The sequence below is a fragment of the Acinetobacter sp. 22323 genome, from assembly GCF_052044895.1.
In the GTDB taxonomy this organism is placed as follows: Bacteria; Pseudomonadota; Gammaproteobacteria; order Pseudomonadales; family Moraxellaceae; genus Acinetobacter; species Acinetobacter schindleri.
Map to the genome: position 1 here is coordinate 75,292 of NZ_JBQEOL010000003.1, position 15,028 is coordinate 90,319.

The following is a 15,028-nucleotide window of genomic DNA, read 5'->3' on the forward strand; positions in this document are numbered from 1 at the left end:
TTATAGCGCTGACCACAGAAGCAGCATCAGGAATAAAAGATTATTCAAGCGCTTTTAAACGCTGGATAATTCTGTCGTATTCTGCTTCCTGATTTCGATAGCGGCTTTGTAAAGATTGAATATTTTCTTTTTGTGCAGTCAGGTTTTTTTCATTGGTAACTAAGGTTTTTTTAAGGTGCTCAGGTACATTTTTACCTTTACGTAGAAATTCACGTTCCTGACGTACAAACATAATCCGATCTTTTTGTAGCTGCTTAAGTTGCTCTTGTTGGAAAGCCATTTGCTTTTTCAACTGAGAGAGTACTTCATTCTTTTTTTGTAATGCAATCTGACTATTATTATAGGCACGTTTTAACTTCTGGTCTTCTGCCTGTTGTCTGGCAAGTGCTGCGCGTTGAGGTGCCTGACGAATATCTGCTTCAACATTATAAGGTTTGGCACGCTGAATCACCTGCATATTCTGATCTAGTGCTTCATAGCCATAACGAATATGGTTAGGGGTCACGTTGCTGCTAATATTTGCTACCCCCTTATGATCATAATAACGATACCATTTTGCCTTTTGAGGCACGTTATTTGTTGCGGATGCATGGCTAATAGTCAACATGGTTTGCAGCATAAGTACCATTAAAAAAGCAGTCTGCCTGATTATGGATTTTCTTTGACCCATATAAGCAGGTTTTTCCCCAAACTGGCGCATTATCGGCTCCGCGAAAAAAGTTTACTAATAAAGTTCTTTTAAAGTTGACTAAATTACTTAATTAGAAGTGATAATATTGGTATATTATTCCTAATTCCGACAATAAAAAGCTATTACCACTCAAAAAAAAATCATTGAAACAGGGAAAGTGTGAAGTCGTTATTGAAATTATAATTTTTTGACTACTTGTGTAGAAAATGCTCGTTGATAATCTCTGGACAGGTATGTTAAAAATAATCGACACTTATATAAAATTCCGCTATAAGCCTGTGGACGCTTATGGTTTCTGAATGGGAAGGGGTAAGAAATGGACGATAAATTCCAAAATCTAAAAGTGATGGTCATTGATGATTCAAAAACCATTCGTCGTACAGCAGAAACTCTTCTTCAGCGTGAAGGTTGTGAAGTCATTACCGCAGTAGACGGTTTTGAAGCATTGTCAAAAATTGCAGAAGCAAATCCCGACATCGTTTTTGTAGATATCATGATGCCTCGCCTTGATGGGTATCAGACTTGTGCCTTAATTAAAAACTCGCAAAGTTATCAGAACATTCCTGTTATTATGCTATCGAGTAAAGATGGTTTGTTCGATCAGGCCAAAGGCCGTGTGGTAGGTTCAGATGAATATCTCACCAAGCCATTTAGCAAAGATGAGTTGCTTACCGCAATCCGCAATCATATCAGTGCTTAATTTATTTGATTTTTTTCTTGGGGAAATTGGCATGCCACGTATTCTAATCGTAGATGATTCACCGACCGAAACTTTTCGTTTCCGCGAAATTCTATCCAAGCACGGCTTTGACGTGATTGAAGCAGCAAATGGGGCTGATGGGGTGACCATGGCGCAGGCAGAATTGCCTGATCTGGTGTTAATGGATGTCGTCATGCCAGGGGTAAACGGTTTTCAGGCGACACGTCAGATCGCTCGTGGGGCAACAACCAAACATATTCCAATTGTCATTGTAAGTACCAAGGATCAGGCAACTGACCGTGTATGGGGTAAGCGTCAGGGTGCAGCAGATTATCTGACCAAACCTGTAGATGAAAATCAGTTAATTGATGTGATTAAGCAACACCTCAATGCAGGATAAGCGCTATGGCAGCGAATGGATTTATCGAACTGCTTCGGATTGCGAAACGGGGTAACAAAAACTACGTTTCCAATGACAACGAAGTCAACCGATGGTCAGGCATTGCTTTTGAAATGATGGGGCAATATTTTGTTGCTCCGCTCGGGGAAGTATCGGAAGTTATCTATCCGCCAAAATATACACCTGTTCCCAATACTCAGCCGTGGGTAGTGGGACTGGCAAATATTCGGGGCAGACTGCTTTCAGTCTCAGATCTGGCTCAATACATGTCTGGACATAGAAGCCAGTATTCACCTACTCAAAAAGTATTATGCATTAACCATAATGATCAGTATGTCGGCCTGGTTGTAGATCAGGTTTTGGGGATTCAACACTTTAATAAGAAAAGTTTCTTTTCTAAAACAACTGAATTAGACAAAAATTTACAGGAATATTGTCAGGGGTATTTCCACCAGCATAATCAGCAGTGGCATGTCTTTTTATTCAGTCGTTTGTTGCAAAATCCAAAATACATGAATGCATCTATAAAATTTATAAATTAATTGTCGCACGAAAGTAAAAGGGCGTAAATTCGGGGAGAAGCTTTATGGGCTTTAAGCTTAAGAAGAAAAATACAGGCGAGAGTAGCAGCCGCAGCGGCGGTAATGCTTTTTTAGCCAAGATTCAATCACAAGCAGATCAGCTATCACGTGTATTTGGTGATAGTGAAAAGTCTAAGCCACTCATTTACGGAGCAATTGGCTGTCTTGTTGCTGCAACTATCACACTGTTATACCTTTTCTATAGCGTTCCTCGTGCCAACGAACTTACACAAAGTTTGGGTGAATTGCGTCTACTTTCACAAACCATTTCGCGTCAAGCAACTGAAGCGACTGCTTCCGGCACGCCTGAGGCAATGAAGAAACTGACCGAATCACAGCAGTCATTTGCTGAAAATCTGGAAACGGTAAAAAGTATCCATTCGAATAATGAAGCCCTGCAAGCGGTAGACAAGCAATGGACTGAAGTATCTTCAAGTATTGACCTGATTTCTTCACAACAAAAAATCATTAACCAACTTTACGATACTAACATCGCGATTGGTGAAGCAATTCCAGGAATTCAGGCAGAATATAACCTGATGGTCGATCAGATGGCACGTCAGGACATGCCGTCGAACCAGGTGGTTATTGCCAAAAACCAGGTATTCATTGCAGAACGTATCTTGCGTTCGATCAGCTTGGTGTTAACCGGTACAGATGGTTCACGTGAGTCTGCAGATGACTTCAGTTCGGATACTGAAACATTCGGTGCTTACTTAAATGCACAGTTAGATGGTTCAGCACAACTGGGTGTACAACGTATCGATGATCCGAACTTACGTGAGTCATTAGAAGGTATTAAAGCTGAATATGATGATGTATTACAGTCAGCTGCATCTACAATTTTGAAAAACTCAGCGCAGATTGTAAAAGTACGTCAGGCATCTGCATCTATTTTTTCTCAATCTGACCAACTATTAGATAACCTGAACAAACTGTCAGGTGGTTCAACTTTAAAAACAGTTATTCCGGCAATATTGTTACTTACCTTCCTGGCTGGCTTCATTGTTTGCGTATTCCGTTTGCTTTCATTACGTGGTGCATCGGATAAACAGCGTGTAACTCGCCTACAAGAAGAATATGACCGTAACCAGAATGCGATTCTTCGTTTACTTGACGAAATTGCTGACCTTGCAGATGGTGACTTACGTTCATATGCAACGGTATCTGAAGACTTTACCGGTGCGATTGCTGACTCGATTAACTTCGCGATCGATCAATTACGTGATCTGGTATCGCGTATTACTGAAACATCTCAGGAAGTTGCACAATATACTGCAACTACTCAGAGCATTACCAACCAGTTAGCCGAAGCATCTGAACACCAGGCACAAGAGATTGCCGGTGCATCTGCAGCGATTAACGAAATGGCACTGTCGATTGACCAGGTATCTGCCAACGCCGAAGAGTCTGCTGTCGTTGCGGAACGTTCAGTACAAATTGCAGCAAATGGTGCAGACGTTGTACATCGTTCTATTGAGGGTATGGATACGATTCGTGAACAGATTCAGGAAACCTCTAAACGTATTAAACGTTTGGGTGAGTCTTCTCAAGAGATTGGTAACATCGTCGCACTAATTAACGATATTGCCGACCAGACGAACATCCTGGCACTGAACGCTGCGATTCAGGCATCTATGGCGGGTGAAGCAGGCCGTGGTTTCGCCGTAGTTGCCGATGAAGTACAGCGTCTGGCAGAGCGTTCTGCATCTGCGACCAAGCAGATTGAAGGCCTGGTAAAAACCATTCAGACCGATACCAACGAAGCTGTAATTTCGATGGAACAGACTACTGCCGAAGTTGTGCGTGGTGCGAACCTGTCTAAAGATGCCGGTGTGGCACTAGACGAGATTCAAACTGTATCGAATAACCTTGCAAAACTGATTGCGAACATTTCCGATGCAGCAAAACTTCAGGCTGCATCTGCGGGTCATATTGCAACGACGATGAACGTTGTACAGGAAATTACTTCACAAACAACGACTGCAACCTTCGATACGGCACGTTCGGTATCTGAACTTGCCAACATGGCCGATGCATTACGTGAATCTGTATCTGACTTTAAACTTCCAGAATAAGTCAGACAAATTTGGGGGAAGGAGCGTGTCTTAATTCCGGTTAGGACACCTCCACATACAGATCAAGCCTCGACAAGATGTACTTAACTTCAAACGTTAGGTCTCGCGTGACGGTCACAATCAAGTTTGAGCGCCCTTCTTGGCGGCAGAACGTAAGAAGCCTTAGCTATGAAAGAAATATTAAAAGATCTAGTTGAAACAACAGCGCTTCCTGAAGATAGTTATCTTGATCAAGATGCTGAAATTTTAGAGATATTTGTCGAAGAGATTGAAGAAATCTTTGTCGAGTTAAATGCTTTATTGCCACAGTGGTTTGCCACACCAGATCATCAAGAAACATTAACCACCATTCGCCGCCATTTCCATACGCTGAAAGGTTCGGGTCGTATGGTCGGTGCGAAGCAGGCGGGTGAAATTGCCTGGGCAGTTGAAGATACTTTGAACCGTGTACTTTCAGGTTCAATCAAATTAACACCAGTCATTCAGAAGTTTGCGCAAGCAACTTTAAATATCTATCAATATATATTGTATCCATGCTTTAAGCAGGTACAGCCATTAACCATTGATTTACGTCCAGTCGTACTTTTAGGACAACAATTACAACAGCAATTGAGTCCAGAACCGGCACTTGAAGAATTATTGCTACTTGCGGACAATCTGACTGCTGAAGGTCAGCTAACAGGTCTTGAGCTTGCGGATACTGCAAAAGCAGATTCATCAGGAGTAGAGATTGCTGAAACTGCTACCGCAGAACGAGTAGAAGTTGCTGAAGAACGTACTGACCTTGAAGAAACGGTGGCGATCTTTGTTGAAGAAGCCGAGGAACATCTTGCGACAATCCATGATTTCCTAAAACATGAAAATAGTGCCAAGCAAGACTATAATGGCCTGATTCGTGCATTGCATACCCTGCGTGGCAGCTCTTCTATGGCACAGATTGATGATATCTGTGAGGCCAGCGTTAAAGTAGAGAATTTATTTAAAACGCTGGTTCAGGATGAAATTGCTTCAACTTCCAAAGAAACAGCACTATTACAGCAATATTCAGAATTTATCGGTGATTATTTACATCTATTGAAACAAGGTAATACTGAAAAGCTGGCAGGGATTTCTGCTACTTTTGAGGATGCCTGGGATACCTATGGCTTTACTGTGACTGAACAGCAGGATGCTGATCAATCTCAAGGTATGGTTACACGTCTGGTTGAACTGAATATTGATCAGTTACTGGATGCCGAATTTGAGTTTGATAAGCGGGTACTTGAAGAATATCCAGATTATATTGAAGCTTTGAGCCAGCAAGCCGCAGAGCTGATGGTACATACGGATAACCGTGCATCGATCGGTATTCATGAATTCGCATCCCAGTTAAAAGAAGCTTATGATGCTTTGCTGGCGAGACCGGTCTTGCTTGAAAGTGATTATGCCTTCGAACTGTTTGCACAGGCACACCAGGAATTTATTCACCTGTTCGATACGCTCGCGGCAGGACAGCGGGTGATTTTGAATGCCGAAGTTGAAAAACTTCTGGCGGATCTGTCTGCCTTTGTACAGCAAGACATCGAAGTATTCGCTACAGACAAAGTTGTTGAAACTGAGGTATCTGCGCCAGTAGAGTCGGATATATCCACAGCAGTTGATTTTACTGGGCTCAGCCAGCGTATTGCAGTTGATCGTCAGCAGCAGGACGCTGAAGATGCGAACCGTGATTTCGATGAAGACTTGCTGGATATCTTCCTGGAAGAAGCAGATGAGTTGCTGGCAGGCATTGATGAAGACCTGAATACCTGGTCCAAAGAACCTGAAAATACCCACTCATTGAACAATCTGATGCGTTATTTGCATACCCTGAAGGGGGGTGCAAACATGATTGCTGCCACGCATATCGGTTCGATTGCACATGAGCTGGAAAGTATTTATGAGCGCGTGATCCGTCAGCAGATTACCGTAACACCTGCATTGATCCAGATTATCCGACTGGTACAGGATAACGTGTCAGACCGTATCCAGAGTATTCGTGATAATAAGATTGATTATCCGGCACCTGAAGCTATTCATATGCTGCAAAATATCCAGGCACTTGTGGCTGGAACAGCTACTGCAACTCCGGTAGCTGCTGTTGAGACGGTAGAAGCAGAGACTTCTGTAGAACTAGAAGTTATTGACGATGCATCAGAATCTGCTGAGATCGTTGTGGAATCACAAGCGCTTGAGCGAGTAGACAGCTTTGAAACTGAATCTGTTCCTGCATCAGATGAGCAAATTCAGGAAGACCAGTCAGGCGAAACACTTACGGCTGAGTCAGCTGAATCTATGCTTGCTGATGAAGATGATCTGCAAACGATTGTTGAAGAAACCTTCCTGGAAGAATCGCAAGAGATTCTGGAAAATGCAGAAAAATTACTGAACCAATGGTTCGATCAGCGAAGTGATCGTAGCTTATTGCTGCAACTTCAGCGTGCTGCCCACAGTATTAAGGGTGGCGCCCGCATGATCAGCAATGAAAGCATCGCAAGTATTGCTTATGGTCTGGAAAGTGCATTTGAACAATTTGCTGTTCATCATTTTAACTCCAATGCCTATGACAGTCTGCTGCAAAAGACCCTGAAATGGCTGGGTCAAGCCATTTTTGATCATGATTACAATGGTTTTGAGCAAATCAAAGCAGCGCTGGATGCGATTGAGTTTGTAGATGTCACTGCACAGCTACCTGAACGTCTGACCAAAACTGAAAGTCTGGAAGTTACAACTGGCTTCGAGTTTGTTCAAGGTGATGGTACTGAACCACCAAATATGATGGGTGAGTGGGCTGAGAACACCTCAAGCGATAGCAGTAACGAGATGATCCGTATTTCAGCCGAACTGGTCGAGAAGATGATTGACCTGTCAGGCGAAAATGCAATTAACCGTTCGCGTATCGAGATGGATCTGGGACAGCTCGGCAATACCTTAAATGAGATGGAACTGGCGATCAAACGTCTGGCTGATCAGCTGCGCCGTATGGAAGGCGAGCTGGAGTCTCAGATTATTGCCAAACATGGCTCAGAAAACTCACGCTATGCTGACTTCGACCCCTTGGAGATGGACCAATATTCATCCCTGAACCAGTTATCTAAATCTCTTGCTGAATCTGCATCGGACTTGGTCGACTTTAAGACCACGCTCGCGGAAAAAATCCGTGATACCGAAGGTTTGCTATTGCAACAATCGCGTATCCAGGCTGAGATTCAGGAAAGTCTGATGCGTACCCGTCTGGTACCATTTGACCGTATGTTGCCACGTTTACAACGTATTGTGCGTCAAACTTCGACCACACTGAACCGTCCGGCAGAGCTGATTGTTCAGAATACCGAAGGTGAACTCGACCGTACCATTCTGGAACGTCTGGTAAACCCATTTGAGCACATGCTACGTAACGCGATTGACCATGGTCTGGAAGATACTGCAGAACGGCTTGCGCTGAATAAGCCAGAAGTCGGTTCAATTGTCCTGAACATTAGCCGTCAGGGTACCGATGTCATTATCTCCTTTAGTGATGATGGTAAGGGAATTGATGCGGAGAGTATTCGTGCTAAAGCCATCAGTCTGGACTTGATCAAAGCGGAACAGCAGGTGGATCAGGAAGAATTGCTGCAATTCATCTTCCATCCAGGTTTCAGTACGGCTAAAGCAGTCACCCAGATTTCTGGTCGAGGTGTTGGTCTGGACGTGGTACAAAGCGAAATCAAAACGCTGGGCGGTCACGTTTCGGTAAATTCTGAACTGGGCAAAGGCACTACCTTTACGATTCGCGTACCGACCACTGTGGCAGTCAGTGATGCCTTGATGGTGAAAGCAGGTGACCAGCAATTTGCCATTTCTCTGGCACAGATTGACCGTATTGTCCGTATTGCACCAGCAACACTGGAAACTTACTTCAACAGTAAGGATGATTACTTCAAGATTGATGGTGTGAACTACAAGCTGCGCTATCTGTCTGAGTTTGTCTCTAATCAGCCAATTCCACGTTTGAACAATGTTGCGCATTCATTACCAGTACTCCTTATCAAGGGTAATGGTGGTCAAAGTATCGCTTTGCTGGTGGATCAATTAGTTGGCTCACGTGCACAGATCGTAGTGAAACCGATTGGACAGCAGTTTGCCAGTGTGGGTGTGATTGCAGGGGCAACCATTCTTGGTGATGGTCAGGTCTGTCTGATTCTGGATGGTCAGAATATTGCCCGTCAGGTTCAGGCGACTCAGCGTATCAAACAGTTATCTGATCAGCAGGATCTGTCGCGTCGTGGTAATGCACGTCGTCTGGTCATGATTGTCGATGACTCGGTAACTGTACGTAAGGTAACGTCACGTCTGTTAGAGCGTCAGGGTTATGATATTGTCACTGCCAAAGATGGTGTCGACGCGATTGAACAGTTGGAAAATGTCCGTCCAGACCTGATGTTGCTGGATATTGAAATGCCACGTATGGATGGTTTCGAAGTAACTAACCTGGTTCGCCATCATGATATTCACTGCAACTTGCCAATTATCATGATCACCTCACGTACTGGGGAGAAGCATCGTGAGCGTGCCTTCAGTCTGGGTGTGACACACTATATGGGTAAACCGTTCCAGGAAGCGGAGCTGCTTGCCAATGTTCAAGAATTAATTGCTGCTCAACAGGGGTAATGAATGAATAGTCAGACTAATGTGAACGCAGTGTCGGCCGATAAAATCAGCCAGCAGGAGCTACAGCATCTCATTACCGTATCTACGGGATTTATTGATGCGTATATCATCGACTGTCATGGCAAGGATCCGATGTTGCTGCCGCAGAACATCGTTCTGTCAGCGCTGGATAGTGCTACACAGGTAAAAACTGTAGAGTGGCATGATGCACAACTTCCAGTTTATGCAGTGAATGATCCAGACCGTAAGAATGGTGTAGCATTAGTCATTGAAGGGGATGAAGCGAATCAGCGTTTTGCCCTGATGTGCAATGAAATGCCCAAGACCATCCGTTTACGTATTTCGGAAATTGTCGATGATGAACGCGAAGTGACAGATCCGACGATTTTCCAGTATGTACGTATGGGCGAGGCGATGTACCATATTCCCCAGATGGCATATATTCAGTCCCTAGTCGGCCATTAAGCTATATAAATCTAAGAATATAAAAAAGGAACTCAATGGAGTTCCTTTTTTATTTGGAGCTTTTCAATCTGGCTTAGTTTGCCAACAAATGGATCAGGATTTTTTCGTAAATTTCAGCCAGTGGTTCCAGATCTGCAATATCGACATGCTCATTAATCTGGTGAATCGTTGCATTCAATACGCCTAGCTCAAGAACTTGAGCACCGGTAGGGGCAATGAAACGGCCATCTGAAGTACCTCCAGAAGTTGACAGTTCGGTTTCAGTACCAGTGACATCACGGATCGCATCTTTAGCAGCATTCACCAGTTCACCGACTGGTGTCAGGAATGGCAGCCCAGATAAAGTCCACTGAATGTCATATTCCACACCATGATGATCCAGAATTTCTAAAGTACGTGCTTTTAATTCGTCAGCAGTTACTTCAGTTGAATAACGCCAGTTGCACAGTAAATTCATTGTGCCTGGAACAACGTTGGTTGCGCCTGTGCCAGCATTGATATTGGAAATCTGGAAAGAGGTTGCCGGGAAGTATTCGTTGCCATTATCCCAAACAGTTTCACAGAGTTCAGCGATGGCTTTAGATGCAGTATGAATTGGATTCACAGCAAGATGGGGATAGGCTACATGACCTTGTTTACCTTTGACAGTCAGGTTGGCATTCAATGAGCCACGACGGCCGTTTTTAACAATATCACCAAGTTTATTGGTACTAGATGGTTCACCTACCAGACACCAGGTAATTTTCTCATTACGCGCTTCTAAGGCCTCAATGACTTTTACCGTACCATTGATTGATGGACCTTCTTCATCAGAAGTGATCAGGTAAGCAATTGAACCTTTATGATCTGGATATTTCTCTACAAAGCGCTCAGTAGCAACAACCATGGCTGCCAAGGCAGTTTTCATATCTGCACTGCCGCGACCATAAAGTTTACCATCACGGATTTCTGGCAGGAACGGGTCAGAGTTCCAGGCATCCAGGTTGCCGGTTGGCACTACATCTGTATGACCTGCAAAACAGAACACCGGGCCATCCGTCCCTTTGCGTGCCCAGATATTGTCGACATCTTCAAAACGCATGTTTTCGATATTGAAGCCTACCTTTTTCAGGCGTTCTGCCATGATGTTCTGGCAATCATGATCGACTGGAGTAACGGAAGGCTGACGTAACAGTTGCAGGCTTAAATCGAGAGTTGCGGAAGATGTCATATGAGATTCATTCATAAATCAAGAATATTGTGGGCACTATGATAGGCGAAGAAATAGTAATTTGGGAATCTCAGACATAAAAAAACCCTGACAAGCGCAGGGTTCTTTTACTAAGGCAATAAGATTAGTTGCGGCGAATTTCATCAGAAGTTTTTTCTGCTGTACCAGTCACGGCTTCACCCGCTTTAGACACATCTTTACCAACGCCTTTCACAGTATTACAACCTGTAAGTACAAATGCCAAGATTAAAGAAGTTGCAAGAATTTTTTTCATCATCATCTCCGTGTTATCAATAATAAAATTATTATGATGTGGAACTTAGATTAGAAAATATACGAAAGAAAAAATATATGGTTTTCATAGTGCTTGCGTAAATTAATGTAATAGTTATCAAATTTTTCAGTAAATATCCTAGATCAGTGTCGGGACACGGAACATATAGAAATCTCCGCTGAGTGCCGATTTATATAAGCCATTAGTCCACCACTGTGGATAGTCACTGCTCATATGCCGGTTTGGATAGATCCATTCATGTCGTTGCAAACGATAAAAGCCTTGTTCCCGGTCTGGAATCTGATAGCCCCAGCTGCCCAAACGCCGTCCTGTATTCACCCAGTCTGGAATAGGCGCGCTGCGATGGACTGGTAAATACAGTTGTCCCTTCAATATGCAGAATCGCTGATCAATCGGATAATCCAGCGCATCCGGAAACTGGAACTGTTTTTGGGTGAAATGCTGCAACTTGCGATTCAAGGTATCGCTTCGGTTTAAGCCATACCAATGCGGCAAGCTAAAATCTGCTTCAGCCAGATAGTATTTTAAAGCAATTTCCCAGTGTTCAATTTTTCCGCTGATTTTATTGAACAGCAGAAAATCGAGTTCACCAAAGGTTCTGGATCCGTCAATCTTCTGAATACTATGTCCAAGCAGGGTATAGGGATGATAACCCTTATCCAGCAGCCAAAACCAGATCAGCATTTCGAAACGCAGTCCAAGACGGGTACTTTTGAGTTGTGCAACAAAGTTTTCCAAAGCCTGTGGATTTTGATCCAGTTCTAAAAGTCGTGGATGATAATTTTCCAGATATTGTTGCCACATTTGATCTGAATGCAAGTCAAAGGCATGCTCTAGTTCAAGTTTGTCAGGCACCTGAGAAAGGATATTTGGACTGCCAACAGCGAATGCCAGCTGACGTACCAGTGGATGCTGATACTGTTGCCACGGTTCAATAAAGTCCTGAGTCAGGCAGGGTACAGGCATGAAGAGTCCTAGCTAAATATGCAGAAATACAACGGATAAGAATCAAAAACACCTTATACTACCCCAATTCCATGGTTAGGGTTGCTGTATGAAAGTGTTGTTTTGGCGAAGTCTGGTGGTCATTTTTGTGACATTAGGCTTTATAGGTGCGGTTTTGCCTGGCATGCCAACAACGGTTTTCTTGATTCTGGCCACATGGGCTGCCTCTAAAGGCTGGCCGCAGATGGATGAGTGGCTGCTGAATCACCCTAAATATGGACAGACTTTACGCGACTGGCGTGCCAATCGGACCGTGCCGCGTAAAGCCAAATGGTTTGCCAGTATCATGATGCTGGTTAGCGGGATTATCATGTTATTTACCAATGCACCGCTGGCTGTCAAAATCTTTACTGATCTGACCATGCTAATCGTGGCAATCTGGTTATGGTGCCGCCCGGAACCCAAGCCAATCTCTGAAAAGCATATACCGTCTGAAAGGGAATAAATGTATGCAGCAATGGACTATAGAACAAGCCGATATTCAGATTGATCTGGCTGCACAAAAACTGTATCTACCTCGTTTTGCCAAGAGTTATTCAATTTCAAGTGGTAAAAATGGTATCGGAGAAATAGAAAATAGTGGTAAAACGCCTCGAGGCTGGCATAAAGTTGCGCAAAAAATCGGGACTGATACACCATTGAATAGTGTATTCATTGCCCGTCAGGCTACAGGAGAGATTTATTCTGAATCACTGGCAGCAGAATTTCCCAATCGGGACTGGATTCTGACCCGGATTTTATGGCTGAGTGGTTTGGAAGACGGTTTTAACTATGGTGAAGGTTGTGATACTTACCGCCGTTATATCTACATTCATGGCACGCCAGATACAGAACCGATGGGGATACCAATGTCACATGGCTGTATCCGTATGCGTAATACCGACCTGATCGAGCTGTTTGATCTGGTTAATGAGCAGGCTCTGGTTTATATCTCAGAACATGCTTTAGAAAAATAGTCTCTTACCAATGTTTTCATGGCTCCTATTTTAAATCTCTACAGAGAGTGAGATAGGGTAGAGAGCGTAAAAGGATTTTATCTCACTATTCACCTTTAAATATGAGTAACCAGGCAGCTTTAGAGCATAATGAAAAGCATGGTTTGCCTTTGAAATAAGCTGAATTTCCTCCTGAATCGAAAAATATGGCATAAATCCCGACTTATTTTTGATTAAAAATAATTGCAGATACGTTTTTACATGATCACAACGTGTCCTTAGATAAAGCTTTGTATACTATTTCAGTGAAATAGCGGCTTTTGGACCGTATGGTGTATATAAGGAACGATCCAGCAAGCAATGAATACCGCCTTATCTGAGTTCGAGATTCAATAAATTTCGGTATAGACTTAAAAAATAAACAAAAAGTGTTGTTTTTTTTGGCGATCAACCTATTTTTTAATCACTCGAACCTAAAAAGTGGAAAACATTCGGAAAAGCGTTTGACACGCTGTGAAGATTCTCTATAATGCACCTCATCAAGCGATGAAGTCGATTTGAAAGGGCGCTTAGCTCAGTTGGTAGAGCGTCTGCCTTACAAGCAGAATGTCGGCGGTTCGATCCCGTCAGCGCCCACCAAGCTTCTTTCAAAGTTGAGATCTTTTAGTGCAGCGGTAGTTCAGTTGGTTAGAATACCGGCCTGTCACGCCGGGGGTCGCGGGTTCGAGTCCCGTCCGCTGCGCCACTTTAAGTTCTTGATGAATCGTTTGCCACAATAGCGACATTGTGTAAGTGCAGCGGTAGTTCAGTTGGTTAGAATACCGGCCTGTCACGCCGGGGGTCGCGGGTTCGAGTCCCGTCCGCTGCGCCATTTACATGATAGACCTTTTGAGGGCGCTTAGCTCAGTTGGTAGAGCGTCTGCCTTACAAGCAGAATGTCGGCGGTTCGATCCCGTCAGCGCCCACCAGATTTTTTGTGATGCAGCGGTAGTTCAGTTGGTTAGAATACCGGCCTGTCACGCCGGGGGTCGCGGGTTCGAGTCCCGTCCGCTGCGCCATCCTTAGAATCGAAACAGTTTGACCCTTTGAGGGCGCTTAGCTCAGTTGGTAGAGCGTCTGCCTTACAAGCAGAATGTCGGCGGTTCGATCCCGTCAGCGCCCACCATATCTTTTATAGATATACGACACGCAGCGGTAGTTCAGTTGGTTAGAATACCGGCCTGTCACGCCGGGGGTCGCGGGTTCGAGTCCCGTCCGCTGCGCCATTTTTCATTTCCTGATGTGAAGAATGTGTTATCAAAGTCTAAGACTACGCGCTTCGCTTGTCTTGCATCATAAAAAATAACGATGTTATTTTTTACTCTTCAGGGCGCTTAGCTCAGTTGGTAGAGCGTCTGCCTTACAAGCAGAATGTCGGCGGTTCGATCCCGTCAGCGCCCACCATATTCTCTCTTGCTTAAAATCTAAATTTTCCATAGAATCCTAAGTCTATAATAATTTATAAAATTTCATGGCTATGAGAAATCCATATCAGCGCAAGGCCGCGGCTAAAACTCAAAATACTCCTTACGATCCTCTACAAGTTTATAAACAGTTCATTGAAACAATTGTGGCACAAGGCTGCATTTACGCCTTATACCAAGATGGCTGGGCACTCTGTGCAACGCCAACAGGGCAAAAGGCTTTTGCAACCTGGCAGAGTAAAGGCTTGGCAAAACTGCTCATCAAAGATAACTGGGAAAAATACGAAATTCAGGAAATCAGCTTCAAAGACTTTATTGAAAAAGTGATTCCTTTCCTGCGTGAAGAACATACCGCTTTATCTCTAGATCTGACGCCTGAAGGGCAAAATATTCTGGTTGCACCAGAAAAAATGCTGCTGGATATCAAGAATTATCTGTATCAGATTTATGTACAGAAGCCGGAGATCTTTAAAAACGGTCATATTCCATTGCCACGCCAAATCCGATTGCATTGATTTTTATCTTTTAAATAAATCT

The 15,028-nt window shown here is 43.7% G+C and carries 13 protein-coding genes and 8 tRNA genes; 17 read left to right on the forward strand and 4 right to left on the reverse strand.

Going from position 1 to position 15,028, the window contains the following annotated elements; all coding sequences use genetic code 11:
* Nucleotides 1-40 precede the first annotated feature (40 nt).
* The gene (locus ACTJIX_RS02760) at nucleotides 41-700 is read right to left on the reverse strand and encodes a hypothetical protein (RefSeq protein WP_004814762.1); all 660 of its coding nucleotides are present in this window, start codon (nucleotides 698-700) and stop codon (nucleotides 41-43) included.
* A 307-nt stretch (nucleotides 701-1,007) separates the two neighbouring features.
* Here ACTJIX_RS02760 and pilG point away from each other — a divergent pair, with 307 nt between their 5' ends.
* From pilG to ACTJIX_RS02790, 6 genes are all read left to right on the forward strand, one after another.
* Entirely contained in the window at nucleotides 1,008-1,391 is a 384-nt protein-coding gene (gene pilG, locus ACTJIX_RS02765) for a twitching motility response regulator PilG (RefSeq protein WP_004814763.1), read from the forward strand.
* 31 nt (nucleotides 1,392-1,422) lie between these two features.
* Nucleotides 1,423-1,791, forward strand: coding sequence for a response regulator (locus ACTJIX_RS02770; protein WP_004814764.1), 369 nt, complete (start codon nucleotides 1,423-1,425; stop codon nucleotides 1,789-1,791).
* A 5-nt stretch (nucleotides 1,792-1,796) separates the two neighbouring features.
* Nucleotides 1,797-2,333, forward strand: coding sequence for a chemotaxis protein CheW (locus tag ACTJIX_RS02775; protein WP_004814765.1), 537 nt, complete (start codon nucleotides 1,797-1,799; stop codon nucleotides 2,331-2,333).
* 44 nt (nucleotides 2,334-2,377) lie between these two features.
* Nucleotides 2,378-4,450, forward strand: coding sequence for a methyl-accepting chemotaxis protein (locus ACTJIX_RS02780; protein WP_004814766.1), 2,073 nt, complete (start codon nucleotides 2,378-2,380; stop codon nucleotides 4,448-4,450).
* Nucleotides 4,451-4,618: 168 nt separating this feature from the next.
* A complete protein-coding gene (locus ACTJIX_RS02785; protein ID WP_440611143.1) occupies nucleotides 4,619-9,118 on the forward strand; it encodes an Hpt domain-containing protein in 4,500 nt (1,499 codons plus the stop codon).
* 3 nt (nucleotides 9,119-9,121) lie between these two features.
* Nucleotides 9,122-9,583, forward strand: coding sequence for a hypothetical protein (locus tag ACTJIX_RS02790; protein WP_076754027.1), 462 nt, complete (start codon nucleotides 9,122-9,124; stop codon nucleotides 9,581-9,583).
* A gap of 73 nt (nucleotides 9,584-9,656) precedes the next feature.
* Here the strand turns inward: ACTJIX_RS02790 and dapE are convergent, their stop codons facing one another.
* From dapE to ACTJIX_RS02805, 3 genes are all read right to left on the reverse strand, one after another.
* On the reverse strand, nucleotides 9,657-10,793 hold the full coding sequence (dapE, locus tag ACTJIX_RS02795; protein ID WP_308912144.1) for a succinyl-diaminopimelate desuccinylase: 1,137 nt from the start codon (nucleotides 10,791-10,793) through the stop codon (nucleotides 9,657-9,659).
* 124 nt (nucleotides 10,794-10,917) lie between these two features.
* The gene (locus tag ACTJIX_RS02800; protein ID WP_004814773.1) at nucleotides 10,918-11,067 is read right to left on the reverse strand and encodes an entericidin A/B family lipoprotein; all 150 of its coding nucleotides are present in this window, start codon (nucleotides 11,065-11,067) and stop codon (nucleotides 10,918-10,920) included.
* 138 nt (nucleotides 11,068-11,205) lie between these two features.
* Entirely contained in the window at nucleotides 11,206-12,054 is an 849-nt protein-coding gene (locus ACTJIX_RS02805; RefSeq protein WP_440611144.1) for a DUF1853 family protein, read from the reverse strand.
* Nucleotides 12,055-12,142: 88 nt separating this feature from the next.
* On the opposite strand from ACTJIX_RS02805, the gene ACTJIX_RS02810 reads away from it, so the two are divergent.
* The 11 genes from ACTJIX_RS02810 to ACTJIX_RS02860 all read left to right on the forward strand — a co-directional run bounded on the left by ACTJIX_RS02810 (nucleotide 12,143) and on the right by ACTJIX_RS02860 (nucleotide 15,006).
* Nucleotides 12,143-12,538: a YbaN family protein gene (locus ACTJIX_RS02810; protein ID WP_008307518.1), complete on the forward strand. Its 396-nt coding sequence runs from the start codon at nucleotides 12,143-12,145 to the stop codon at nucleotides 12,536-12,538.
* Nucleotides 12,539-12,542: 4 nt separating this feature from the next.
* Nucleotides 12,543-13,049, forward strand: a complete 507-nt coding sequence (elsL, locus tag ACTJIX_RS02815; protein WP_440611145.1) for a cell wall-recycling L,D-carboxypeptidase ElsL — start codon at nucleotides 12,543-12,545, stop codon at nucleotides 13,047-13,049.
* Nucleotides 13,050-13,591: 542 nt separating this feature from the next.
* A tRNA-Val gene (locus ACTJIX_RS02820) sits at nucleotides 13,592-13,667 on the forward strand.
* Between the two features lie 29 nt (nucleotides 13,668-13,696).
* A tRNA-Asp gene (locus ACTJIX_RS02825) sits at nucleotides 13,697-13,773 on the forward strand.
* Nucleotides 13,774-13,822: 49 nt separating this feature from the next.
* Nucleotides 13,823-13,899 (forward strand) — tRNA-Asp (locus tag ACTJIX_RS02830).
* Nucleotides 13,900-13,920: 21 nt separating this feature from the next.
* Nucleotides 13,921-13,996, forward strand: a tRNA-Val gene (locus ACTJIX_RS02835).
* Between the two features lie 13 nt (nucleotides 13,997-14,009).
* Nucleotides 14,010-14,086, forward strand: a tRNA-Asp gene (locus ACTJIX_RS02840).
* 31 nt (nucleotides 14,087-14,117) lie between these two features.
* Nucleotides 14,118-14,193 (forward strand) — tRNA-Val (locus ACTJIX_RS02845).
* A 23-nt stretch (nucleotides 14,194-14,216) separates the two neighbouring features.
* Nucleotides 14,217-14,293, forward strand: a tRNA-Asp gene (locus tag ACTJIX_RS02850).
* Nucleotides 14,294-14,395: 102 nt separating this feature from the next.
* Nucleotides 14,396-14,471, forward strand: a tRNA-Val gene (locus ACTJIX_RS02855).
* A 73-nt stretch (nucleotides 14,472-14,544) separates the two neighbouring features.
* Nucleotides 14,545-15,006 (forward strand): DUF2750 domain-containing protein, encoded by a 462-nt coding sequence (locus ACTJIX_RS02860; protein ID WP_034434278.1) that lies wholly within the window; start codon nucleotides 14,545-14,547, stop codon nucleotides 15,004-15,006.
* The last annotated feature ends 22 nt before the right edge of the window (nucleotides 15,007-15,028 follow it).

Bases quoted from the DNA above. Each gene is read 5' to 3' on its own strand.
- ACTJIX_RS02800 (WP_004814773.1), bottom strand. From the start codon at position 11,067: ATGAAAAAAATTCTTGCAACTTCTTTAATCTTGGCATTTGTACTTACA.
- ACTJIX_RS02790 (WP_076754027.1), top strand. From the start codon at position 9,122: ATGAATAGTCAGACTAATGTGAACGCAGTGTCGGCCGATAAAATCAGC.
- ACTJIX_RS02760 (WP_004814762.1), bottom strand. From the start codon at position 700: ATGCGCCAGTTTGGGGAAAAACCTGCTTATATGGGTCAAAGAAAATCC.
- dapE (WP_308912144.1), bottom strand. From the start codon at position 10,793: ATGACATCTTCCGCAACTCTCGATTTAAGCCTGCAACTGTTACGTCAG.
- ACTJIX_RS02770 (WP_004814764.1), top strand. From the start codon at position 1,423: ATGCCACGTATTCTAATCGTAGATGATTCACCGACCGAAACTTTTCGT.
- ACTJIX_RS02785 (WP_440611143.1), top strand. From the start codon at position 4,619: ATGAAAGAAATATTAAAAGATCTAGTTGAAACAACAGCGCTTCCTGAA.
- ACTJIX_RS02775 (WP_004814765.1), top strand. From the start codon at position 1,797: ATGGCAGCGAATGGATTTATCGAACTGCTTCGGATTGCGAAACGGGGT.
- ACTJIX_RS02805 (WP_440611144.1), bottom strand. From the start codon at position 12,054: ATGCCTGTACCCTGCCTGACTCAGGACTTTATTGAACCGTGGCAACAG.
- elsL (WP_440611145.1), top strand. From the start codon at position 12,543: ATGCAGCAATGGACTATAGAACAAGCCGATATTCAGATTGATCTGGCT.
- ACTJIX_RS02780 (WP_004814766.1), top strand. From the start codon at position 2,378: ATGGGCTTTAAGCTTAAGAAGAAAAATACAGGCGAGAGTAGCAGCCGC.
- pilG (WP_004814763.1), top strand. From the start codon at position 1,008: ATGGACGATAAATTCCAAAATCTAAAAGTGATGGTCATTGATGATTCA.
- ACTJIX_RS02860 (WP_034434278.1), top strand. From the start codon at position 14,545: ATGAGAAATCCATATCAGCGCAAGGCCGCGGCTAAAACTCAAAATACT.
- ACTJIX_RS02810 (WP_008307518.1), top strand. From the start codon at position 12,143: ATGAAAGTGTTGTTTTGGCGAAGTCTGGTGGTCATTTTTGTGACATTA.